The organism is Sphingobacterium shayense (assembly GCF_013179575.1).
GTDB classification, from domain to species: Bacteria; Bacteroidota; Bacteroidia; order Sphingobacteriales; family Sphingobacteriaceae; genus Sphingobacterium; species Sphingobacterium shayense.
In genome coordinates this window covers 27505-51278 of record NZ_JABMCQ010000009.1, presented here as the reverse complement: position 1 = coordinate 51278, position 23774 = coordinate 27505, and the positions used below count along the sequence as shown (strand labels likewise).

Sequence of the window (23774 nt, the reverse complement as noted above, 5' to 3'; positions counted from 1 at the left end):
CCTAAAAGATCTATAAAGACATCTGTTTTATATTTTTGACGATATTCGACAGCAATGTTGATTGCGTAAACCAGGGCTTCTACGTCATCTCCATTAACATGAAATACAGGAGACAAAGTTACTTTCGCAATGTCAGTACAGTACGTTGACGATCTCGCGTCTTTATAATTCGTAGTAAAACCCACTTGATTGTTAATGACAATATGAATTGTACCGCCCGTTTTATAACCATCAAGCTTCGACATTTGGATGGTTTCATATACAATCCCTTGCGCAGCTATAGCTGCATCACCATGAATTAATATAGGTGCGATCTTAGATGAGTCTCCGCTATATTTTAGATCAATTTTTGAACGAACCATACCTTCAGCTACACCATCGACTGTTTCTAGGTGTGATGGATTGGGAGCAAGACTAAGGTGGATGTTTTTTCCGTCTTGACTTGTTATGTCTGAAGAGAAGCCTAAGTGATACTTCACGTCACCGCCGAATTGAATTTCTGGATCTGTTTCGTACATTTTGCCTTCGAACTCGGAAAAGATCGTTTTGTACGATTTTCCCATGATATTGGTAAGTACGTTTAAACGTCCACGGTGAGCCATCCCCACAACAAATTCTTCAATACCTAATGAGGATCCTTTCTGAATAACAGAATCTAAAGCAGGAATTAAAGATTCTGCACCTTCTAATGAGAAGCGCTTTTGCCCCAAAAACTTAGTTCCAAGGAAACTTTCAAAGATTACAGCCTCGTTAAGTTTTTTTAGGATGCGTTTTTTGTCGTCTAAGTTAAAGTTAGGGGTATTGCGATCAGCCTCAATTTTATCCTGAAGGAATTTTATTTTCTCTGGATTGCGGATGTAACGAAACTCAGCGCCAATCGACCTACAGTAGGTGTCTTCAATAAACTGACGAATATCTCTTAATTTCGCAGGGCCTAAGCCAATTTCGACTCCAGCATTGAATACTGTGTCAAGGTCTGCCTCCGATAGTCCAAATGTTTCTAACTCTTTACCTGGAAAATATTTACGACGTTCGCGAACGGGGTTGGTTTCTGTGAATAGGTGACCTCGGTCACGGTAGCCATGGATCATATTGAGAACGTTGATCTCTTTGATCGCTTGTTCTGAGGTCTCAGGAACAGTAGTACCCTCACTAGTTTGTCCAAATTCAAAACCTTCAAAAAACTTCTGCCAGCTTGCATCTATGGCGTTTGGGTCTTCCTTGTATGCTTGATATAACGAGTCGATGTATCCTGAATCCGCGTTACTCAAATATGTTAATTTATCCATAAGGAAATTTTACTTATAAAAATTTTGGTCAAAGTTAGTAATTATAAAATATTTTGTCACCTTAAAAATCAACAAAATGTGTGTTTTTTGGGGTATAATTTATGTCTTGATCGATTTTTCGAAAGATCCCATAAGCGGAGTTATTGAGTTAAGACCTAAAATATAAAATCATCTATTTGACCGAAGTATTTACGGTGTAATTTTTTTTGATTAATTCCTCCCAACTGGTTTTTAAATTATCCTTCAAACTTGGTCCTTTTTGTGTAAAATGTAGCCAATATCCATATACCGTAGCGGGCGCATAGTCTAGAAAGAACTCTTCAAAGACCTTCGCCCCAGCGATGTGATTTATTTTAAGTTCTTGGAGCATGTATGCGGCAAGAATCTCTCTATGGGCATAAGGAAGATTTCCTGTTTGCTGCATGTTAGATTTTAATTCCTTAATCACAGGGTGCTCGATTTCATCTTGCAACCACTTATGTAACACCAGTGCACTATTATCTATATCGGATGAGAGATCATGGTTTTTGAAAAAAATATTTGGATATTTTTTTAACATGAAACGGAAATAGTCGCGCCATAACAGACGTAAGATTAATCTATCGTATTTTTTCTTTTTGTTTGGTGTGTATGCTTCTTTTATCTTATGGTAATAATAAGCAGGTGACACTGCACCGATCGCGATGTATGGTGAAACGAGGTTGTAATCGTCTATTTTATTGTACTCTGGAGATAACGTGTGTGCAATGGTTTGTAAGGCATTGTCTTCTCCGCCGATGAGTGTGATCTCTGTTGAGATGTTTTTTTCGTAGCCGAGGTCCTCGAGTGTTGGTATCTGCGTTTGTTCTATATGTGGGTGCGTAACTATTTTCTCAATCGGATTTATTGCTGGTCTGACGAAGCTTTCCTTTTCAACCTTTTTCTTAAACGCAGCGAAGTTATCCGGTATATCCTTAATAGGGATAGGGAGGTCTTCCTTGTGATATAGTGTATGGCCGATAAAATGTTTGAGATTTATTTTTTGCTCCCATAAGGCAGCTTCTACTAGTTCGGAAATTTTTGTTTCGCGATATGCAACTTCCCTGTGGTGGTATACCTCGGTAACATCATATTTAGCGCAAAGCGTACCGATATGGTCTTCAGGTTTTCCTTGAAAAGCTAGTAAATCAGCGCCTAATTCTTGCAGACTATGTTTAAATGCTTGAACAGTTTCGATTAAAAATTGTGCTCGTGATACCCCAGTGTTTTGAAATCCGAGGCGATTGGTTTTAAAATACCGGGGGTCAAAAAAATATACAGGAATTACAATATCAGCTTTGTTTACCGCTTCGGCCAAAATTTCATTATCTTGAACGCGTAGATCATTTCTAAACCATACTAATATTACCTTTTTTGTCATGCCCGAAAATTCTTAGCTGAGTTATTATCGATTATCGCAAATATAGCTCAAAGAAACGACTTTGTTATATGTTTAAAGGGTAACTGATGGGGTTTTGACATAGGGTAGACATTAAGGTTACGCTTCTGTCGTCGGAGAAGTTGAATTTTATTTATTTTTTCTCTCGAACATTACTGGGTAGCTTTTGTTAATTCTCATATTGCGAATTTACCAAAAACTGAGAACAGATAAATATGGATGTATTAATTAGTGGACTGAATAACTATGTGGGGAGAAGAAGTCTAAGTTTGTTTGCTGATGAGAATTTTCGAGTATTTGCTATTACTCGTAACCTTAAGCTTTTCGAAAAAAGAATGTTTGAGCCATTACATGCAACTGTGTATGAAGGCGACTTGATTAAAGGCGAAGGGAGCTTTCCTCTGAGTGGTCTTGAATTAAAGACTGGTATATATTTTACCCAGGTGCCGACACTGAATGATGTTGTAAATTTGAAACTGGAGATAATTAGTCTTCGTAATTTTATTCATATTCTTAAAAAGAACTCTTGCCAAAGGATAGTTTATATAGCGCGTTTAATGGATAAAATGTGTATAGATCCAGTTTTAGCTCTGTTACGTGAGCTTCGTGTTGAGTACACTATTGTCTTAAAAAACTGCGTGATTGGGCATGATTCTCTTGTCGATCGAGTTATCAAAAACATAGCAAACCGAAAAATTATATTTTATTCTAAATTTTATGCGACCCATGCGTTGCAACCTCTTGGTGCGCGTGATTTCTTTAGATGGTTGAAATCTATGCTGAAAGTGCCTGCGTTTAGAAATAGAGTTGTCGAACTAGGAGGACCTAAGCCAATGTCGCTCGCAGATATCTTTAATACGTATAAAGCGTTGAAACTAGTGCAAAAAGGACAGATAATTATCGATCTGCCGAAATGGTTTGTTAGACTTGTTTATCGAAAGCGACTCGACATAAGTAGTACCGATCAGGCAGAATTCAGTCGTATTATGCGTGTCAATAGTATCGTGGATAACGATTGGCGTAAGCAGATGCCATTTCGCTTTTCTTCGATTGAAGATGTCTTGCTGGAAGACAGGTTATTCCTGCAATAAGAAATATTGCTATATCCGATATTTACATTTCACAGATTGAAAAACTAACCCCCTTTTTAGTTTATTCTACTATTTTTGCTTATATTATAATTTAGCAATATGGGATATAAGAGTCTAGCGGAATGCGTGGCCGATCTGGAGAGGAATGGTCATTTGATACGTATAAAGGAGGAGGTCGATCCTTATTTGGAGATGGCTGCGATTCATATGCGTGTTTTCGATGCACAGGGGCCCGCGTTGTATTTTGAAAATATTAAAGGTTCGCGCTTTCCCGCGGTGTCGAATCTTTTCGGAACTCTTGAAAGGTCTAAATTCATGTTTCGCGACACCCTCCATCATGTTAAAAAGCTTGTTGACGTGAAAATGGATCCGATGTCCGTGTTTAAAAAACCAATGCATTATATGAGTTCGTCACTTGTCGCGGCAAGTGCCTTACCGCTGAAGAAAAAAAGTGGAGCTCCAATATTATATGGTCAAACTAAAATTTCTGAATTACCTCAAATCGTAAATTGGCCAAAGGACGGGGGGGCGTTTGTGACCATGCCACAGGTATACACGGAAGATATCGATTCTCCAGGCATAATGCAGGCAAACTTGGGTATGTATCGGATACAACTTTCGGGCAACGATTACATCCTAGGTGCAGAAGTCGGATTACATTATCAACTGCATCGAGGAATTGGGATTCATCAAACGAAGGCGAATGAGTTAGGCAAGCCTTTGAAAGTAAGTATATTTGTTGGTGGGCCTCCATCACACCCGCTCTCAGCTGTGATGCCGTTGCCGGAGGGGCTCTCTGAGGCTATTTTTGCGGGCGCTTTAGGGAACAGAAGGTTTCGTTATTTTTACGATGACGAAGGATTTTGTTTGTCGGCAGATGCTGATTTTGTGATTACTGGGATGGTATATCCGCAAGATACTAAACCTGAGGGGCCATTTGGGGATCATATTGGATATTATAGCTTGACTCATGAATTTCCGCTTATGAAGGTACATCGAGTATATCATAGAAAAAATCCGATCTGGTCATTCACTGTGGTTGGTCGTCCCCCACAAGAGGATACAAGTTTTGGAGCATTGATTCATGAAATAACGGGAAGCGCAATGCCAAAACAGATTAGTGGGTTACATGCGGTGAATGCTGTTGATCCCGCAGGTGTACATCCACTGCTATTTGCTATAGGTAGTGAGCGATATACTCCTTACCAAGACCTTGACCGACCGCAGGAGTTATTAACGATATCTAATCAAATTTTGGGCACGAACCAATTAAGTTTGGCAAAGTACCTGTTTATTTCTGCCTTTGAGGATAATCCTCAGCTTGATATTTATGATATCCCTGCTTTTTTTACACATATATTGGAACGAATTGACTTGACTCGTGATCTACACTTTTTAACCAATACAACTATCGACACATTAGACTATTCTGGTGATGGGTTGAATGCAGGTTCAAAGGTTACTTTCGCCGCTGTGGGAACGAAAAAAAGAAATTTGGCAACGGAAGTACCAAAAGAACTGGTTTTGCCTAGGCCATTTGACAAAGTGAAATTAGCGATCCCGGGAGTCCTTGTTGTCGATGGTCGAGATTTTGTGTCTTATGAGCAAGACGCTGATGTAATCTCGCAATGGAGTCGTAGTGTTAAAATGGTTGATTTTACGGGCATCCAGATGATTGTCCTTGTTGATGATGCCGGGTTCGCTGCTGATAGTGTTAATAATTTCGTGTGGGTTACCTTTACAAGGAGTAATCCATCGCACGATATATACGGTGTAGATAGTTTTACCACATTTAAACATTGGGGATGTAATGGTCCGGTGATAATCGATGCACGGAGTAAGCCTCATCATGCGCCAGCTTTGGTTATGGATCCAATAATTGAAAGTAAAGTGAACCGATTAGGTGAAAAAGGGCGGTCGCTATATGGTATCATATAGTTCTAGCACAAATACAAGAACGTTATGACTTAAGTTTGTTTCAAACAGCAGGTCGTGAGGAAGATCAAGTTCGTAAGACGCTTGGTCTTTTTTTTGTCTTGAAGGTTTATGAACAACATCAATTGTAAACAAGCATTTTGTGCGCCGCATTGTGTGAATTCATTTTTTATTGAAATGGATGTGTTTGTTAATGTAATACCTTTTATCGTGACGAATTTGTAATTATTTGATTGATTTGTTATTGTTTTTTCAATAAAATTTAAAAATAATTATGATTTTAATTTTATTATAGTTTACTTTGTTCTATTAATTGAAATAAATCGTAACGAACATTATTAAAATATAGATATATGTGTGGAATTGTTGGTGCTTTTGATTTGAAAACATCGTCTTTAGATGGGTTAAGGACGCAGGTGTTAGAAATGTCTAAAAGAATTAGACACCGTGGACCAGACTGGTCTGGTATTTATACGAATGACAAAGCAATATTGGCGCATGAGCGTTTGGCAATAGTAGATCCAAAGTCTGGGAGCCAGCCATTATTCAGCCCCGATGGCCAAGTCGTCTTAGCTGTTAATGGTGAGATATATAACCACCAACAGTTACGTGATCTTTTGCCAGACTATAATTTTACTACACAGTCGGATTCGGAAATTATTTTAGCGTTATATTTGGATAAAGGTCCTTCATTTATTGAGGAATTAAACGGGATATTTGGTTTTGCTCTTTATGATGGTCGTAATGGTACGTTTTTAATTGCTCGGGATCATATGGGGATCATTCCCTTGTATTATGGGAAAGATGAAGCCGGCCAATTTTTTGTGGCCTCCGAGTTGAAATCTCTGGAGGGTTTTTGTCTCGAGATCGACCAGTTTCCTCCGGGACATTACCTTTATAGTGGTGAGGGGAAAGAACCCAAACGATGGTATATCCGTGACTGGGCACACTACCAGACGGTAAAAGAAGCAAAAACCGATATTGAGAAACTCCGTCAGGCACTTGAAGAAGCGGTGCAGCGACAGTTAATGTCAGATGTGCCATATGGGGTGTTATTATCTGGCGGATTGGATTCTTCGGTTATCGCGGCGATAACTAAAAAGTTTGCCTCCAAACGTATTGAGTCTGGCGGTCAAGAGGACGCGTGGTATCCACAACTGCACTCTTTTGCAGTGGGTCTAAAGGATGCTCCTGATTTGATTGCTGCAAAAAAAGCTGCGGATCATATTGGTACTATTCATCATGAGATTAATTTTACCATCCAGGAAGGGTTAGATGCCGTTCGCGATGTGATTTACCATTTAGAGACCTATGATGTGACCACGATTCGGGCTTCGACCCCTATGTATCTTTTGGCGCGCGTAATAAAGTCGATGGGCATCAAGATGGTTCTTTCAGGAGAAGGTTCTGATGAGTTGTTTGGCGGATATCTGTATTTTCATAAAGCTCCCAATGCACAGGAGTTTCATGAGGAGACAGTGCGTAAATTGAATAAATTGTATTTATACGATTGTCTGAGAGCAAATAAATCATTGGCCGCATGGGGAGTGGAGGGACGTGTACCTTTTCTGGATAAAGAATTTATTGATGTGGCGATGACCATAAATCCGAGTGATAAAATGATTAGAGATGGACGTATGGAGAAGTGGGTTGTCCGTAAGGCTTTTGAAGATTATCTTCCTGAGAGCATTGCGTGGAGACAAAAAGAACAGTTTTCGGATGGTGTGGGGTATAGTTGGATTGACGTCCTCAAGGAACAGGCTGAACAAAAGGTGACAGATACAGAGTTTGAAGTTGCTGCGACGCGATATCCTATTAATACGCCAAAAAACAAAGAGGAATATTTCTATAGAACAATTTTCGAATCTTATTTTCCATCCGATGCGGCGGCGAAAACGGTACCTTCTGTGAAATCTGTTGCTTGCAGTACACCGGAAGCCTTGGCTTGGGATGTATCGTTTCAAAACTTAAACGACCCTTCTGGCCGTGCGGTGGCAAACATCCATAATGATAGTTATACTAAGTCACCAGAAGCGGTATAGGGTTTGCCGAACGGCTTTTTAAATTATTAGAAGCTACCTGGGAACATCTTTCCTAGGTAGCTTTTTATTTTGTTAAAGAGGACGTATCCAAATATTTTTAAAACTTACAGGATTACCGTGATCTTGTAGAGAAATTGGTCCTGCACCATGGGCGTTAAGTTTTGGTAAACCAATGTATTCCGTAGTTCCTTCTATCTGGGTATTGTTTTGAACGAGGACACCATTGTGTAATAGCGTTACGTTACCTTTACTTATTAGCATCCCATCTTTATTAAAGCGCGGCGCTTTATAAATGATATCGTAGCTATGCCAAGTGTTTTGTTCAGGGTGAACTTCAACGAGGGGTGGTCTTTGTTTGTATAGGCTGCCCGCTTGTCCGTTGACATAGGTTGGATTGTTGTTATTGTCTAAAACTTGTATTTCGTATAATCCCTGGAGGAATATCCCACTATTTCCTCTACCTTGTCCCTCACCTTTAATTACCTCAGGACTTTTCCATTCCACATGGAGTTGGAAATCTTCAAATTTTTGTTTTGTTTGTATACCTCCAGCACCAGCTTTTACTATTAATACATCGTTTTCAATCGTCCAGCTAGCGGGGCCTCCTTTTTCATCGCTGCTTTCCCATTGATCCAAATTCGATCCATTAAAAAGCGCGATCGCATCGCTAGGTACACCAGAAGATATAGATACGATCGGAGGTTTTGGACTGTAAAATTCGGTGTCTTCTGGTTTGAAGTCAGTTTGTGCAATTGCATACGAGCTCATGAATATAGCTGCAAGGGTATAAGTTATTTTTGCTTTCATATAGCAGGGTTTGTTGATTATTAACAATAATAGTTATTAATTTTAACATTTTCTATTTTTTCCTATGTTTGCAGTATGGGGGTAATCAGACAACATGTGTCACTTAAACAGGTGCGTTTTTTCTCACCGATTGGATTCTATAAAGAGGAACGGGTCTTAGGGAATGAATTTTTTGTGGACATTGTTGTTGGTTTAGATTATAATAACCCGAGTCCGGATGAGCTTACAAATACTGTAAATTACGAAGGATTATATCAAGTTCTTTCGCTTGTAATGGCGAAAGAGCGAAAGTTATTAGAGTCTGCTGCTTATGAAGTTATTGATCTTATTCGTGAAAAGTATACTTTTTTAGACGAGATTTCTGTTTCGATTCGTAAAACGACCCCCCCATTTGGAGTTGACTCTGCGCACTCTGAAGTTTCGTTGTGCTACAATAAATAGGCTGATTCAGCGTTTTCATTTTGCCTCACAGGGGGTTATGAAGTTTTATTTTTTTTGTTTGACGACAAAAAGTCATAAACTCGTAGGGATTTACGGACAAAAAGTCATCTTTTTATTTTAAATTATTTTAGGTATGTGTTTTGATTACTTACTAGCACAGATAAAAAATTGTTTAAACAAAATTAGGAGGACATAAAAATGGCATTAATTAAATTTCCAACAAAAACAGTAAATTCGGATGTAGTTAACCCTTATGTTAATAGTATATTCGATAATTTTTTCAATGATTCATTTATCACCGATCGATTAGTTACTCGTGTCCCGGCGGTAAACATATCAGAAGATGAATCTTCATACAAAGTCGAGCTGGCTGCTCCGGGTTTAAAAAAATCAGATTTTAAAATCAATGTTGATAAGAACTTGATTACGATATCTGTTGAGAAACGAGACGAAAAAGAGAGCGAAGATAAGGTATACAGTAAGAAAGAATTTAGCTATTTATCGTTTACTCGCTCATTCTCCTTGCCTGATTCCGTAGATTACACTCGTATCGATGCTGCTTATGAAGATGGAGTATTGATCGTTTCTGTCGGTAAAAAAGAAGATGCGATTGTTGCAAAAAGATTAATTGAGGTAAAATAACATTTTGAATTTTTAAGGTTGAAAAGGAGCTTTCGTTACGACGAAGGCTCTTTTTTTTGTGTTTTGTTGATTTATCAATGACGACAAACTCTCGCGTTCTCTCTTTTTGAAATAGGTTTTTCTTTTTGAAAAAAATCTTTTTTCGTATGTTTGTGCCACTATGGATATCAATTAACAACTTCGTTTCTAAAACGTGTAGTCATCTATTGACTAAAGGCTTCTGATTTTCTTTCGGAAGGTTATTATCATTATTTTTTGTTTTGCCAATTCTTGGCGTTTTATTTTTGATTCTATGCAGAGTTCTTGGAAAAAGAAGTTTATGTTTATTTGGGTCGGGCAATTTTTGTCTCTTATAACGAGCTCCGCGGTAAATTTCGCGATTATCATATGGCTTAGTATGCACTACGGGTCTGCCCAGGTATTAGCGTATGGCGCGATCGCGGGAATGTTGCCCGCAGCCATTATCGGACCTTTCGCCGGGGTTTATATTGACCGATGGGATCGTAAGAAAACAATGATTTTCTCCGACGCTTTTGTTGCGTTGTGTACTTTAGCGATGTCTATTAGTTTTTATGTAGGATTCGAAAGTTTATTGCTAATTTATCTGATGCTGGGGCTGCGTTCGGTGGGTTCTGCTTTTCATATGCCTGCAATGCAAGCATCGATACCTATGATCGCACCGCAAGAAGAGTTGTTGCGTATTTCGGGGATTAACCAAGTTATCCAATCGGTTTCTTCGATTGCGGGCCCAGCTTTAGGCGCGTTAGCTATTACATTGATGCCTATTGGCCACGTTCTATTACTTGATATTATGGGAGCAATTTTTGGAATCGTTTCATTGCTGTTGGTACGGATTCCAAATCCGGTGATTACCGATAAAATGAAAAGTAGTTTTCGACAAGTATGGATTGATCTTGGCGCTGGTTTTTCGGAGATTTTTAGAACAAGAGGTCTCGCTTCCGTATTTGCTTTCTCGACTTTGGTAACATTTTTTATTATGCCCATTGCTGTTTTGTTTCCACTTTTAACATTAAATCATTTTGGTGGTGGGAAGTTTGAAATAAGCGTGGTGGAGATTGTCTGGGGGGTTGGTATGCTAATCGGGGGAAGTTTGCTTGGGATATTTAAGCCGTCTATGTCGAAGGTCGTAATTATGAACGTAATGTACATCATTTTGGGGTTGTCGTTGTCCTTATCGGGTTATATTCCTTCAACCACATTTTATTTTTTTGTGATCTTAACCGCACTAGGGGGTATCGCAGCGGCGGTGTATAACGCATGCTTCATGACCGTTATTCAAGAACAAGTACGGCCTGATGCTATGGGACGGGTGTTTTCAATGTATTTCAGTATCGTGGTCATTCCGACAGTAGTCGGACTCTTGGGTACTGGATGGGCGGCCGACCGGTTTGGTGTTGGGAATATATTTGTTGTTTTAGGGGCATTAATTGCTCTGGTGGGGATAATCTGTTTTTTCAACGCGCCGTTGATGAGTTTAGGTATGTCTAAAAGGAGCGATGTGACCAAAGCAGATGAAAAATAATTAAATGTGACCAAAATAGGGCGTTAAGGCTTTTCTCGACCAATAAATTTTCCCTTGCCCATTAGAAACTTTATGGCTCGATCGATATTTAAGTCGAGACTAGCTTGCGATTTTAGATTTGACAAATAACGATTGATTTCCTTTTGGAGATACGGGGGCATTTTGTGAAAAACCTCTTTCGCTTTTGGATTTGCATCTAAGGCATCCGAAAAAACTTCTGGCGAAATGAATTTCGGAGGAACTGAATTAAAGCATATACTTAGCTGAATTTGCTCACCAATATGTTTTGGTGAATTTTTAATCATAAGCGTGTTAATGTATAATCGCCATTCTCCTTTGTACTTAACCAAGCTTTGTGTGTACGGTCGTCCATTTACGGTTCCTTTAATGGGAATGGGGCTTTTGTTACGCTTAGCTTGATCAAAAAGGTCTTGAAGAATGTGTTCGGGAACCGGAACATAGGGGTTGATCCCAATTAGTTGTATCGTTGCCTCGAAATAATATACTTGAACATGTGATTCGCTCATAGTTGTTGGTCCGCTAATAAAAAGCGATTAAAAATATAACATATCAATTATAATCTTGTTGGATACTCGTTTCTGATTGATATCTTTTTCTCTTAAGCGACGTCTCGTAGATCTACAGGGACAACGCGGGAAACGCCTTGCTCCACCATTGTTACCCCATAAATAATCTCGGTGCTAGCGATCGTTCGCTTGTTGTGCGACACGATAATAAATTGCGAGTTTTTTGAGAAGTCTTTTATGATATTGTTGAATTTGTCAATATTGGTATCATCAAGTGGTGCATCGACCTCGTCGAAGATACAGAATGGTGCCGGTTTAAGTAAGTAAAGCGAAAACAGGAGCGCTGTAGCCGTTAAGGTTTTTTCGCCGCCAGAAAGCTGATTAATGGATAAAGGTCTCTTCCCTTTTGGCTGCGCGATAATGTCGATGTCGGATTCGAGCGGGTTTCCTGGGTCGGTAAGAATCATGTCACAGGAATCTTCATTATTGAACAGTGAACGAAATACTTGGACAAAGTTTTCACGGACCGTGTTGAATGCATTCATAAACTTGTCATTTGCAGACTGATCAATTTCATTAATAGTTGCCAATAATGACGCTTTAGCTTCTAGTAGATCATTCTTTTCTTTATTGATAAAGTCGTGCCTTTCTTGAATTTCATCGTAAGCCTCTTTGGCCATTGGGTTGATTGATCCGTAGCCGTCAAGCTGTTTTTTTAGTTTATTACATTTCAAGGAAAGCTCCTCTTTAGATTCGGCAATTTCTGGAGGATCTTGTTGCAAAAGTGTATTAATGTCGATGTCAAACTCTACTGAGAGTCGTTCTTTTAGGGCAGTCAATTCCAGCTGTAGTGAAGTTTTCTTGTCTTTTAACTCGGTTTGAAGATAGTCGTGCTGATCTTTGTTCCTGCGTAGTTGTGTTGTCTCTTCTTCAAGATCGTTGATTAATTTTCTAGAAGAGAAGAAATCCTCTTCAAATTCTTGAAGTGCTTTTTCCAGCATTTCCTTTTGTGCGTACATTTCCATTAGTTCGGAGTCGTCAAGTCCTTCGGTTGGTACGGCAATTAGCATCGACGCTTTTATTTGTTCGTATTCTGCGCTATTTTTTTGAATTCTAGTTTCGAGTGCTTGTTGTTGACTTTCTCGATATTCTAGGTCTTTAAGCAGGCCGGCAACTTTATTTTGTTGTTGATGGTACCGAATGTTTTCCTGATTGAATGCCGCTGAACGTTCATTATACCGTTCAGATATTTCAAGATAGGTTTCTTGCAGCTCAACAAGTTGTGACTGAACGGACTGGTTTTCTTTTTTTAGTTCACTTAGTTTCGGCTCCGCTTTTTGGAGATCGTAGTTTATTACCGTTAAATTACTCTCAATATCTGTTTTCCGATTTTGACTATTTTTTAAAAATGCAAGATATTGCTCTTGTTTGGTCTTAACAGAGATATACTCGTTGTTAAGCCTATTTAAGATAGTACTTAATTCATCAATAAAATCCTTTTGTGAAGATAATCTCAGCGATGAAATCTGTTTTACTAGGCTCTCTTCCTGCAGATGTAAATCTTCAACAAGTTTATTCAGGTTTTTGATCTCTTTGGTTAAATTATCTAAATTTTTCGCCCGGCCGATACGTTTGCCTTCAAATAACCCTAACGATCCGCCACTAAGACCTAACCGAGTTTTTGAAAATTTTCCTTCCGGATGTAGAATAACAATGTTTTCAGTTGGAAATTCCCTATCAATCGAATCGGACGACTCAGGTTTTAAGATAAACACATGGCTAAGAAGCTGTTCGCAGAGTTCTTGGTATTTTTTATCTACGGTTACGATGTCTAAGGCGGAGACCACATCATTTGATGGTAAGGTTATTTGTTGTTTTTGTGCGCTTTGTACGGCTTCAAGCACAAAGAAATTCGCCCGCCCTCGAGCCGCATCGCTCAAGAGTTGGATAGACTGAACCGCCTCTAGTTTGCTCTCGACGACATAATGGTTCATGATCGGTTCAAGATAGTTTTCGATAGCTATACGATACTCTTCTTTACAGAAGAGAATATCCGAGAAAAGGGGGTAGGATTTTTTCCAACCTGCATTTTTACGCAAAAATTTGATCGATTCAGGAAATCCCTCTAAGTTATCTACAAGCGATTTAGTAAGATTGTATTCATTCTGTTTCGCATCGGCCAGTCGAGATTCTCGATTTATTTGGCTGCGTAATTCGTTAAGCGCCTGTTCTTGGCTTGCTATTTCCTCGCGCAAATCCTGTTCCACCTTCACAGCGCGATCGTACTGATCCTGCTGCGTGGCCACCTGCTCCTTAAGCGTTTCGACAGCGGTGTTGAACTGTCCGAGTTCCTCCTCTTTTGAACTGCTGTCAGTAATGGTACGAGCGGACTCTTGTTCTAGAGCATCCTTTTGTATATTAAGTACAGCGATGTCTTTTTCGATTCTATATATTCTGTTCTGAAGGTCTCCCGTGGTTTTCTGATAGCCGTCAAGTTTTAGTTTTGCAGCTTGCTGCTGTGTTCGCAATTCGTCAACCTCTCCGCTATTTCGTTGAGTGTCTTCGGTATAAGAATCAAGTGTTGTTTGTGCTTCGAAAAGATCTTCGTTTAAGCGTTTAAGCGTGTTGGTAATGTGGTCAAATTGCGCCTTATCATTGCTTAATTCTGCGTTTAGACGTGTTTCGTTATCTTGTAGGTGTCGTAGCTTTTCGTTTTTAATTTTTTTATCAGATTCGTAACTGCGAATTTTGTTGTTAATTTCACTCGTACTCTTTTGTTGCGTGGCAAGATTTTTCTCTTTGGCAAGAACATCATTGCGTAAAGTATGGAGCTGCTGTTCATTATTCTGAATTTTTTTTCCTATTTCATCAAGGTACGCATGTTGTATTTTTTCTTGCTCGTTGATACGCTCTAAGTCGGAACTAAACCCTTCCAATTTGTAGTAGGTTAACCCAATGCTGGCTTCTCGGTACTCATCTTTAAGCTGAAAGTATTTATCTGCTTTTTTTGCTTGATTTTCAAGCTGTTTGAGGTTCTTATTAATTTCAAATAGTAGATCATCAACGCGCGATAGATCTCCTTCTGTGTCTTTTAATTTACTGAGCGTCTGTTTTTTTCTTACTTTGTATTTTGAGATTCCAGATGCTTCTTCAAAAAGGTTTCTCCGTGAATTATCTTTATTATTTATAATTTCGTCGATCATTTTTAATTCAATGATCGAGTAGGTGTCTGCACCTAGGCCGGTGTCAAGGAAAAGGTCAGTGATATCTTTTAAACGACACTTCACATCGTTCAATCTGTATTCACTATCTCCGTTGCGGTATAGTTTCCGCGTTATCGTCACTGTTGAAAATTCGGTCGGTAACAACTGATTATTGTTCTCGAAGGTAAGAGAGACTTCAGCGAGGTTTGCCGGTTTACGGTTTGCGGTACCGTTGAAAATGATGTTTTCCATTTTTTCAGAGCGTAGGGTACGCGTACTTTGTTCTCCTAGTACCCACCTTATAGCATCCACAACATTGGATTTTCCACACCCGTTCGGACCTACGATTGCGGTCACGCCCTCGTTAAAATTGATTGTAATTTTATCACCGAAACTTTTAAAGCCTTTTATTTCTAGTTTTGTCAACTGCATATTCGAGAGACTATTTTTCAAAAAAAATGAAGCACGAAAATACAGATTTTTAGGCAGAACTGAAACTTTCTGAATTGAGAGTGGTTTAACTAACTTTGTATATCAAAAAAGGCTATATAGATATTTAGTTCGCGCGAGGTAGTCTACTCGAAAAATTTTGGTATCTAACTTACTATTGTGTTTTTAATTTGCTTTAATAGATGCAATCTTAAAAAAATAGTCTCCATTATGTGGAGACTATCAGATTGTTTTAAATAGGTAGTTAAAATTAGACAAATGACTAGTATGCGACCACACCTATGTACGGTGGTGTTTTGGTGTCGCCTTTAGTGCCTATAAGTATAAATGTATAGTACTGGCCTTTTTTGAATTCGTAATTATCTCTTGTTGCCAGTTCGGCCCCGGAGGCATCGGTAACTTTTATACTAAATGAACCACTCTCTTTAGCGATAAATGCTTGATGTTCAACTGCTGTTGCCCCGGTTTCCATTGCTCTTTCAGCAAATATTGGAGTGGTCTGATCACCCAGAAATAAGTTTACAGCGCCAGTTTCATTGGCAAGGTTTAGAAATCGGTAACCACTTTGGTCTGCGAGATTTTCTAACGATTTATCTTTGATCAGGGCAAATTGAGGATCATCAAGTGTTCCATAGGCAAAAGTAGAGTATGCTGCGCTATCTTGGACCGTTATTACCGTATCTACTAATGTGGTGCGCTGATCGTGAGTGTATATCTGTAAATTTCGCTTTCCTACTTGTACGCCGTAGGTGGGACGTAAGTACGCCTGATACTGAACTGCAAACGGACTATTCGGGCCATTAAGATCATAAATAATTTGGCTACTTTCCGAAAAACCATTGATAAAAGTCATGTACCCGGTCGGGATAGGGGTGTAATCGTCATCGTCCTTGAGACAGCTGCTGAATGTGAATATGCTTAGCATTAAGCAAGCGAATAACTGTAAAGATAACTTTTTCATAGTTAATTGTTTTTTACCTGATAATACGGACATGAGGTGCCTCATGCTACAATAACTGAAAAAAAAAATAATTTTTTCCCGGAGATGCTTTCTCACACAAAGGAGGGGTTGGCTTCTTTCGGCCCCACTAAAGAACAACGGATAAGATTTTTTATAGTTCTTTTGTATCCGGCGTATTCTTTGTCTTTTTCTTTTCGTGTTTCTCATTATATTGAGAAATTTCGACAATACGTGGAATACTGCTTTTAGGCGCCATTTCGCGAAGTTTTTTTATTCGTTTTGCTCGTTTTATCAACTTGAACTTCTTGTTGTTCTTGTACAGATCCCAGTTCATCAACATCACACTGCATAGTATAACCACGAGCCCGAGGATTTGTAATGAAGTTACTTTGTGGTTGGTAAAATAATGTGCGAGTACCAAAGCGACTATGGGGTTGATATAAGCGTAGCTGCTTACTTCTGTTGCGGGCCTATGCTGTAAAAGCCAAATGTAGCTACCAAAAGCCAGTATAGAACCCATTGTGGCCAGGTAGGCAATTGCACCCCAATCGACCATTCGGACGGCGTGCGGATCGAAACGAGAATACTCGCCGGTCAACAACGCGACGATTGTGAACGATACACCGGCGGATACCATTTGCCATGCAGTTTTAACCATAACGTGCATATCGGGTTGCTGATCTGTTTTATCTTTACCTACCTTGGTGTATTTTGAGATAAGTGAGCCGATTGTCCATGCGATCGTGCCAATAGTCAATACAATTAGCGCAATGGTTCGCATGTTCTTGTCGTCCCCATGGTGACTCGATGTGGAAAGTTGTTCGGCAAAAAGCATGATAACCCCGGCAAATCCAGCTAACAAACCTAGAACGATTGGCACACTTGTAAAGTTCTGTCGCCACTTTGGTTTATCGAAAACTATAAACCAAATTGCCGTGGCTGAGGATATAATAGAGACGATGGCGCTGGAAATATACTGTTCGGACCATATAATAGCCGCCATATCCACAAATAGTAAAAGAAAACCAATAAATATAGCATCTTTTACAGCAGATTTTATATATATATTATATCCCTTGAGCCAGCAATAGCTCATCAATATCGATCCAGCGATGATAAAGCGAATCGATCCCAGTACAAACGGGGGGAAGCTTTCTAATGCTTTTTCGATAAAGAAAAATGTTGATCCCCATACAAAATATACGACCAGATAAGCAAAAATAATACTTGCAGCGGCTGGCCCGCCTTGGTTTGACTTTGTCATTATGTTATTTGCTCGGAATAACGAGCTTTTGTTCTTCTTTTACCGTTTCTAACACAATCGTTGTTCTAGTAGAGATAATTCCTTCAATTGTCCCAAGGGAGTTACGCATTAAGTCGACTAGTCCTGCGGCATCGTTTGTACGAACCTTAACAAGGTAACCATCATCTCCTGCTATGTCATGGACTTCTTGAACTTCGGGGATTTCTGCAAGTAAAAAACCCACATTTTGGACCCCAATGATATCCTGCGTTTTTATAAAAATAAACGACAACAATTTTTGATCTATCGCATTTGGATTAATCTTGGCATTATACTGAAGGATAACGTCTTTTTGCTCCAACTTCTTCACACGTTCTAAAATAGCGGACGGCGCCATCCCCAATTCGCGCGCGATATCGGCGTTATTTGTACGTGCATTATCTTGCATGATGCGCAAGATTTGATAGTCAATATGATCTAGATTGTATTCGAATTTTGCCATAACGGTGCAAATGTAGTTAATTTAGAATAATATTCAAAATTTTAATAAAAAATTAGAATATTATTCATTGTTTATATGTTTGTGTAAAATATCGTTTTGTTTGTGTCGATTCGATTTTCGAAGTAAGTGGTGCCTATTTATGCTTGTTTTAACTAAAATTCGAATCATATTGCTGAATATTGGCGAATTATGGCCGAAATAACTAGCTTTGTTTATATAAAACTAGTAAAAACGTGCAAATAAATGATAATTTGGGTAAACTTTCTTCGCGATTGACCGGAGAGTTATATTTTATACCCGAGGATGCCAAACACCAAGCAATGCGCCTTGCTTACGCAACAGATGCCTCTGTTTATCAGGAACTTCCGCTAGCTGTGGCAATTCCCCATCACGAACAAGATTTATGTACACTGATTTCTTTCGCACAGAACGAAAAGATAACATTGATTCCTCGTACCGCGGGAACTTCACTAGCTGGACAGGTTGTGGGTAAAGGGATTGTGGTTGACGTTTCGCGATTTTTCACAAAGATTTTAGAACTTAATGTTAAGGAACGCTGGGTACGGGTACAACCCGGTGTAATACGTGATGATTTAAATGCCTATCTACGCACCTTTGGATTGATGTTTGGTCCAGAAACTTCAACCGCTAATCGGGCGATGATTGGCGGCATGATCGGTAATAACTCCTCGGGTTTGCATTCAATAGTTTGGGGAGACACGCGTAAAAATCTGATCGACGCAACTGTGCTGTTAGATGATGGATCCAAAGTTGTTTTCCAAGAACTGGACGATAAAGGTTTATTCGAAAAACTTTCGACCTCAACTCGAGAAGGGGACATATATCGTGCTCTGAATAGCCTGTTAACTAACAAGAATAATATTTCGGCGATCGAAAGAGGGTATCCAAAAAAGTCGATTACGCGCAGGAATACAGGCTATGCATTAGATTTTATGCTTGCCGACCGCCCCTTTAATTTATGTAACTTGTTAGCGGGCTCTGAAGGGACAATTGGAATAATAACTGAGGCAAAGTTAAAACTTATGCCGCTACCCAAGAAAGAAGTTGGGGTGCTTTGTGTACATTTTTCGGATATGATAGAATGTATGGAGGGTAATATAGTTGCCCTTTCCCATCATCCCGAAGCTTCTGAGTTAGTTGATAAATATATTTTAGATTTTACTGTCGGTCATCCAACCTATCAGCACAACCGCTTTTTTATCCAGGGGGATCCAGCAGCATTGCTGATTGTAGAATTTCGTTCCGATGACATCCATATTCTGCAAGACAAGGCGAATGCCCTGAGAGCTGATTTAGAACAAAGGGGACTTGGTTATGCTTACCCGTTTGTATTAGGAGCGAAGGATTCCAATTTGGTATGGGATGTTCGAAAAGCAGGACTTGGTTTGATTCGTAATTTACCAGGTGACGAACAGCCGGTAAACTTAATCGAGGACTGCGCTGTATCACCTGAAGATCTTCCAGCTTATGTAGCTGATATACAGAGATTACTTGTAGATGAAGGTGTGCATGCTTCGTATTATGCGCATGCCGGGGCAGGTGAATTGCATATTGAGCCGTTTATTAATCTCAAGACCGTCGAGGGTAAGCGACAGTTTCGGTCAATCTTATCGCAAACAACAGATTTGGTCCTGAAATACAATGGTTCACTGAGTGGGGAGCATGGTGATGGACGTCTTCGTGGAGAGTTTATAGGTAAAGTTCTCGGAGAAGAGGTGTATACGTTGCTTCAAGAGACCAAAAGAATATTTGACCCTTCTGGTATTTTTAATGCGAATAAAATTGTCAATACGCCGCCTATGGATTCGTCGCTTCGATATGACGAATTCGTTGAGGGAGACAAAATAGATACCTATTTTGATTTCACCAAGGACGAAAGCATTTTACGTCTTAGCGAAAAATGTTCTGGGTCTGGCGATTGTCGAAAGACTGAAATTTCTGGAGGCACAATGTGCCCTTCTTTCATGGCTACGCGCAATGAGAAAGATACAACAAGGGCACGGGCAAATATGCTACGCCAGTTCCTAACAAACTCACCCAAAAAGAATCGCTTCGATCATCAAGAGATTAAAGAAGTAATGGACCTTTGTTTGAGCTGCAAAGCGTGTAAAAATGAATGTCCGTCGAGCGTGGATGTAGCCAAGATGAAAGCAGAGTTCCTACAACATTATTATGATGAAAATGGTGCCAGTTTTCGCTCAAAGATAATTGCAAATTTTACAAAAAGTCAAAAATTAGGTTCGTTTGTAGCCCCGGTTTATAATTTTATTATTGATTTTCCTTTGTTTTCTCGAGCAGTGAAAGCAGTGTTGGGTTTTGCACCTGAACGTTCACTACCGAGTGTGAATTTCACGACGTTATCCACTTGGGTTAAACAACAATCTAACAAAAAAACAGGGCATAAGGTTTACCTTTTTTGCGATGAGTTTACAGAATATAACGATACCGCTGTTGGGATAACAGCCTATAAATTACTCACTGCTTTAGGTTATGAGGTTGTCGTCCCTAAGCACATGGAAAGTGGTAGAACCTACCTGTCGAAGGGTTTCGTTAAAGAAGCAAAGAAAATAGCGAACCAGAATGTAAAGATGTTAAAGGAAATTATTAACTCAAAAACGCCGCTTCTTGGCGTGGAACCGTCTGCCATAATTACTTTCAGAGATGAATATCCGGAACTGGTTGATGCGGAGATGAAAGAATCTGCAATTGCTCTTGGAAAGAACGCATTGATGATCGATGAGTTTTTGATGGCCGAGATTGACGCAGGACGTATTAAGCGAGATCAATTTTCCAAGGAAAGTAAACAAATAAAATTGCACGGACATTGTTATCAGAAAGCCTTTCATTTGGTCGAATTTACCGAAAGAGTTTTGTCATTTCCTGAAAATTACGCTGTAGAGGTAATTCCGTCAGGTTGTTGTGGAATGGCGGGGTCTTTTGGGTACGAAAAGGAGCATTATGATGTTTCCATGAAAGTTGCCGAATTGGTGTTGTTACCTGCGGTGCGTTCAGCGGATAAAGACAATATAATTGCGGCTGCAGGCACTTCCTGTAGGCACCAAATTAAAGACGGGGTGGGACGTAAATCGTATCATCCTGTGGAAATATTGTATAATGCGCTTGTGGAATAAAACAATTGGTAGCATCTTATTGTTGTGGAATAAATAACTTAAGAGAAAAAATTATGAAAAGAAATCTTATACCGGCTTTAGCCATGATACTTACAATCACCGCGTTTGCGAGTTGTGGGAATAGCGGTAAAAATAAGGATGGGTCTAGTAAACATGATGTTGTTATAAGTCAATATCATATCCCATCTGCATCGGAGAACCCCTCGTTCTTTTTGTCGCTGGTGAAGCGTACGCAAACAGATTCATCCGTTGTTTTTATAGCAAAATCTCTTCGGGAAGCAGACACAATTGGAATGCAAATTGAAGTGTTGAAACACGTTCCTGCCGGTATAACCGTTGATGGTTTACCGGACGAAGAAAAAGGATTTAGGCAAGGCGCAATTAAATTTACTTCTTTGGGTCCTATATCCGATAAATTAGTCGCTGCTATGGCACATATATATAAGTTGCCTGAAGAAAGTGGTATGACGAAGGCAACATTAGATCCGCTTGTGTTTTCTTCCAATAAGAAAGATGCAGATTTAACTAAAAATGGTACATATTCATTTAAGATATTTTTAGAAAACCAGATTGGCCCAGAAGCGGAGGCTTTTGTAGTTATTGATACTTATAAACGTTCATTTGAGTTCAGAGCGAAAGATTCTACACAATATAGACCGATCGTTTCCGCATTTCAAGGAGAATAGTTTTTCGAAGTCGATATCTATGGACTTGGGATGTCCTAGGTAAAAGAGTAACTTGCTGTAATTGGTATATACCTTTACAGCATTTTTGTTGTATGTTTATGGAAAGAAGTTGAAATTTGTTTTTGAATTTATATAGGTGCATTCATTATGCCATTGTCTTTATCGTTTTAAATTTTAGTGTTCCTGAAGCCAATGGTCAAAAATACACTGTAGAGCGTCAGGCACTTGGGAAAATCAAGGACAGTAGACTTCAGGAGTTGTCCGGGCTAATTTCTTCATTTTTATACCCAAATATGTTTTGGGTTCATAACGACAGTGGTGATATGAGCAGAATATTTCTGCTTGATGATAAAGCACAGTTGAAAGCTGTGTATACTTTAGCTGGGGTTCATACAAAAGACACTGAGGATATTGCGAGATTTCAACGTGATGGGAAATCATTTTTGGTTTTGGCTGATATTGGTGATAATCGAGCCTTAAGAGAAGACATAAAGATATATATATTTAAGGAGCCAGAGTGGAATAGAGGACAATCTGAGTACATTATATCCGAGGAAGCTATTCATACGATACGTTTAAAATACGCAGATAAACCTCGCGACGCCGAAGCAATGTTTGTTGATCCAGTAGATGGAAATGGTTATATAATTGCAAAAAGAGACTTAAATGTTGGGGTCTATCCTGTCGTTTTCAATGACCGAGACAGTACGCAAATACTCAAACCGGTTGTAAACCTACCATTGACATTCATCACCTCCGCTGATATTTCTGATGATGGACACGAGGTACTTTTAAAAAATCTGACCCATGTCTTCCTTTGGAAAAGAAAAAATCATGAACCGATTAAATCCTTATTTGCTCGTTCCTTTGAACAATTGTCATACGATCCTGAGCCCCAAGGAGAAGCCATTTGTTTTGGTATGGAGAATTCTGTTTTTTATACAATAAGTGAACGCCCATTAGGATTAGATTCTTATCTTTATCGATATAAAATCAGGCCTATTAAATAGATGGAACGAATATTTATGAAAAAATTTTTAGCGTTATTTTTTTCTTGCTTTATTTTGCACGTCCATGCAGCGAAAGTGGATACTATTTCTTTGCAGAGCGCGAGTATGGGTAAAGCTATTAAAGCGGTAGTTATTTCCCCGGAAGGGAAAATACCCTCCTCGACGTTATATCTATTGCATGGTTATTCAGGAAGCTATAGTGATTGGGTAAACAAAGCGCCTAACCTAAAAAAGCTTGTTGATTTTTATGGATATTTGATAGTATGTCCTGACGGTGGGTTTGATAGCTGGTATTGGGACACTGAAGACCCAAATTTCCAGTATGAGTCGTTTATAATAAAAGAACTAATTCCCGAAGTTGAAAAAGAATATAAAGTGAGTTCGACACGCGAAAATCGCGCAATTACAGGTTTGAGTATGGGAGGGCATGGCGCATTATATCTAGCTTTTCGTCACCAAGATATCTTCGCCTATGCAGGGAGCACTTCCGGGGGGGTTGATATACGTCCGTTCCCTCATAATTGGAATATTAAAGACCGTATAGGACCGTATAGTCAAAACCCAGATAACTGGGATAAACACACTGTAATGGAATTAACACACCTAGTTGAACCCGGTAAATTACAACTATTTATAGATTGCGGTACAGAAGACTTTTTTTTAGGTGTTAATAATAAACTTCACGAGAAGTTAAATTATTTAAATATTCCTCATGCCTATTTGACGATGCCTGGTAAACATGATTGGAATTATTGGAATCAATCAATTAGCCATCAGATGGCATTTTTTGATACTTGCTTTGAGAAGCAAGATAGACCCAAAAAATAACTATA

The 23774-nt window shown here is 39.2% G+C and carries 18 protein-coding genes; 10 read left to right on the top strand and 8 right to left on the bottom strand.

Annotation, left to right across the window (positions count from 1 at the left end):
- On the bottom strand, window positions 1-1289 hold a 1289-nt coding region (locus tag HP439_RS02580; RefSeq protein WP_246229187.1), incomplete at its 3' end, for a thiamine pyrophosphate-dependent enzyme.
- A 172-nt stretch (window positions 1290-1461) separates the two neighbouring features.
- A complete protein-coding gene (locus tag HP439_RS02575; RefSeq protein WP_172388785.1) occupies window positions 1462-2688 on the bottom strand; it encodes a deoxyribodipyrimidine photo-lyase in 1227 nt (408 codons plus the stop codon).
- 233 nt (window positions 2689-2921) lie between these two features.
- Between HP439_RS02575 and HP439_RS02570 the strand changes: the two genes are divergently transcribed.
- From HP439_RS02570 to asnB, 3 genes are all read left to right on the top strand, one after another.
- Window positions 2922-3797, top strand: coding sequence for a Rossmann-fold NAD(P)-binding domain-containing protein (locus HP439_RS02570; protein WP_172388784.1), 876 nt, complete (start codon window positions 2922-2924; stop codon window positions 3795-3797).
- A gap of 99 nt (window positions 3798-3896) precedes the next feature.
- The gene (locus HP439_RS02565) at window positions 3897-5735 is read left to right on the top strand and encodes a UbiD family decarboxylase (protein WP_172388783.1); all 1839 of its coding nucleotides are present in this window, start codon (window positions 3897-3899) and stop codon (window positions 5733-5735) included.
- A 350-nt stretch (window positions 5736-6085) separates the two neighbouring features.
- Window positions 6086-7774: an asparagine synthase B gene (gene asnB / locus HP439_RS02560; RefSeq protein ID WP_172388782.1), complete on the top strand. Its 1689-nt coding sequence runs from the start codon at window positions 6086-6088 to the stop codon at window positions 7772-7774.
- Window positions 7775-7846: 72 nt separating this feature from the next.
- Here asnB and HP439_RS02555 read toward each other — a convergent pair whose 3' ends face one another.
- Window positions 7847-8581, bottom strand: a complete 735-nt coding sequence (locus HP439_RS02555) for a 3-keto-disaccharide hydrolase (protein ID WP_172388781.1) — start codon at window positions 8579-8581, stop codon at window positions 7847-7849.
- A 75-nt stretch (window positions 8582-8656) separates the two neighbouring features.
- On the opposite strand from HP439_RS02555, the gene HP439_RS02550 reads away from it, so the two are divergent.
- The 3 genes from HP439_RS02550 (at window position 8657) to HP439_RS02540 (ending at window position 11207) form a co-directional block, all read left to right on the top strand.
- Window positions 8657-9022: a dihydroneopterin aldolase gene (locus tag HP439_RS02550; protein WP_172388780.1), complete on the top strand. Its 366-nt coding sequence runs from the start codon at window positions 8657-8659 to the stop codon at window positions 9020-9022.
- A 198-nt stretch (window positions 9023-9220) separates the two neighbouring features.
- On the top strand, window positions 9221-9664 hold the full coding sequence (locus tag HP439_RS02545; RefSeq protein WP_172388779.1) for an Hsp20/alpha crystallin family protein: 444 nt from the start codon (window positions 9221-9223) through the stop codon (window positions 9662-9664).
- 292 nt (window positions 9665-9956) lie between these two features.
- The gene (locus HP439_RS02540) at window positions 9957-11207 is read left to right on the top strand and encodes an MFS transporter (protein ID WP_172388778.1); all 1251 of its coding nucleotides are present in this window, start codon (window positions 9957-9959) and stop codon (window positions 11205-11207) included.
- 23 nt (window positions 11208-11230) lie between these two features.
- Here the strand turns inward: HP439_RS02540 and HP439_RS02535 are convergent, their stop codons facing one another.
- From HP439_RS02535 to HP439_RS02515, 5 genes are all read right to left on the bottom strand, one after another.
- Window positions 11231-11734 (bottom strand): DUF1905 domain-containing protein, encoded by a 504-nt coding sequence (locus tag HP439_RS02535; protein WP_172388777.1) that lies wholly within the window; start codon window positions 11732-11734, stop codon window positions 11231-11233.
- Between the two features lie 92 nt (window positions 11735-11826).
- Entirely contained in the window at window positions 11827-15369 is a 3543-nt protein-coding gene (gene smc / locus HP439_RS02530) for a chromosome segregation protein SMC (RefSeq protein ID WP_172388776.1), read from the bottom strand.
- Window positions 15370-15649: 280 nt separating this feature from the next.
- Window positions 15650-16348, bottom strand: coding sequence for a DUF4397 domain-containing protein (locus HP439_RS02525; RefSeq protein ID WP_172388775.1), 699 nt, complete (start codon window positions 16346-16348; stop codon window positions 15650-15652).
- A 151-nt stretch (window positions 16349-16499) separates the two neighbouring features.
- Window positions 16500-17612 carry an EamA family transporter gene (locus HP439_RS02520; protein ID WP_172388774.1) on the bottom strand — a complete coding sequence of 371 codons (1113 nt, stop codon included), beginning with the start codon at window positions 17610-17612 and terminating at the stop codon, window positions 16500-16502.
- Window positions 17613-17616: 4 nt separating this feature from the next.
- Window positions 17617-18093, bottom strand: coding sequence for an Lrp/AsnC family transcriptional regulator (locus HP439_RS02515; RefSeq protein ID WP_172388773.1), 477 nt, complete (start codon window positions 18091-18093; stop codon window positions 17617-17619).
- A gap of 233 nt (window positions 18094-18326) precedes the next feature.
- Between HP439_RS02515 and HP439_RS02510 the strand changes: the two genes are divergently transcribed.
- The 4 genes from HP439_RS02510 (at window position 18327) to HP439_RS02495 (ending at window position 23769) form a co-directional block, all read left to right on the top strand.
- Window positions 18327-21245, top strand: coding sequence for an FAD-binding and (Fe-S)-binding domain-containing protein (locus HP439_RS02510; RefSeq protein ID WP_343043502.1), 2919 nt, complete (start codon window positions 18327-18329; stop codon window positions 21243-21245).
- A 53-nt stretch (window positions 21246-21298) separates the two neighbouring features.
- Window positions 21299-21931 (top strand): hypothetical protein, encoded by a 633-nt coding sequence (locus HP439_RS02505; RefSeq protein WP_172388772.1) that lies wholly within the window; start codon window positions 21299-21301, stop codon window positions 21929-21931.
- 122 nt (window positions 21932-22053) lie between these two features.
- On the top strand, window positions 22054-22941 hold the full coding sequence (locus HP439_RS02500; protein ID WP_172388771.1) for a hypothetical protein: 888 nt from the start codon (window positions 22054-22056) through the stop codon (window positions 22939-22941).
- Between the two features lie 15 nt (window positions 22942-22956).
- Complete coding sequence (locus HP439_RS02495; protein ID WP_172388770.1) at window positions 22957-23769, top strand: alpha/beta hydrolase; 813 nt, start codon at window positions 22957-22959, stop codon at window positions 23767-23769.
- Window positions 23770-23774: the final 5 nt, after the last annotated feature.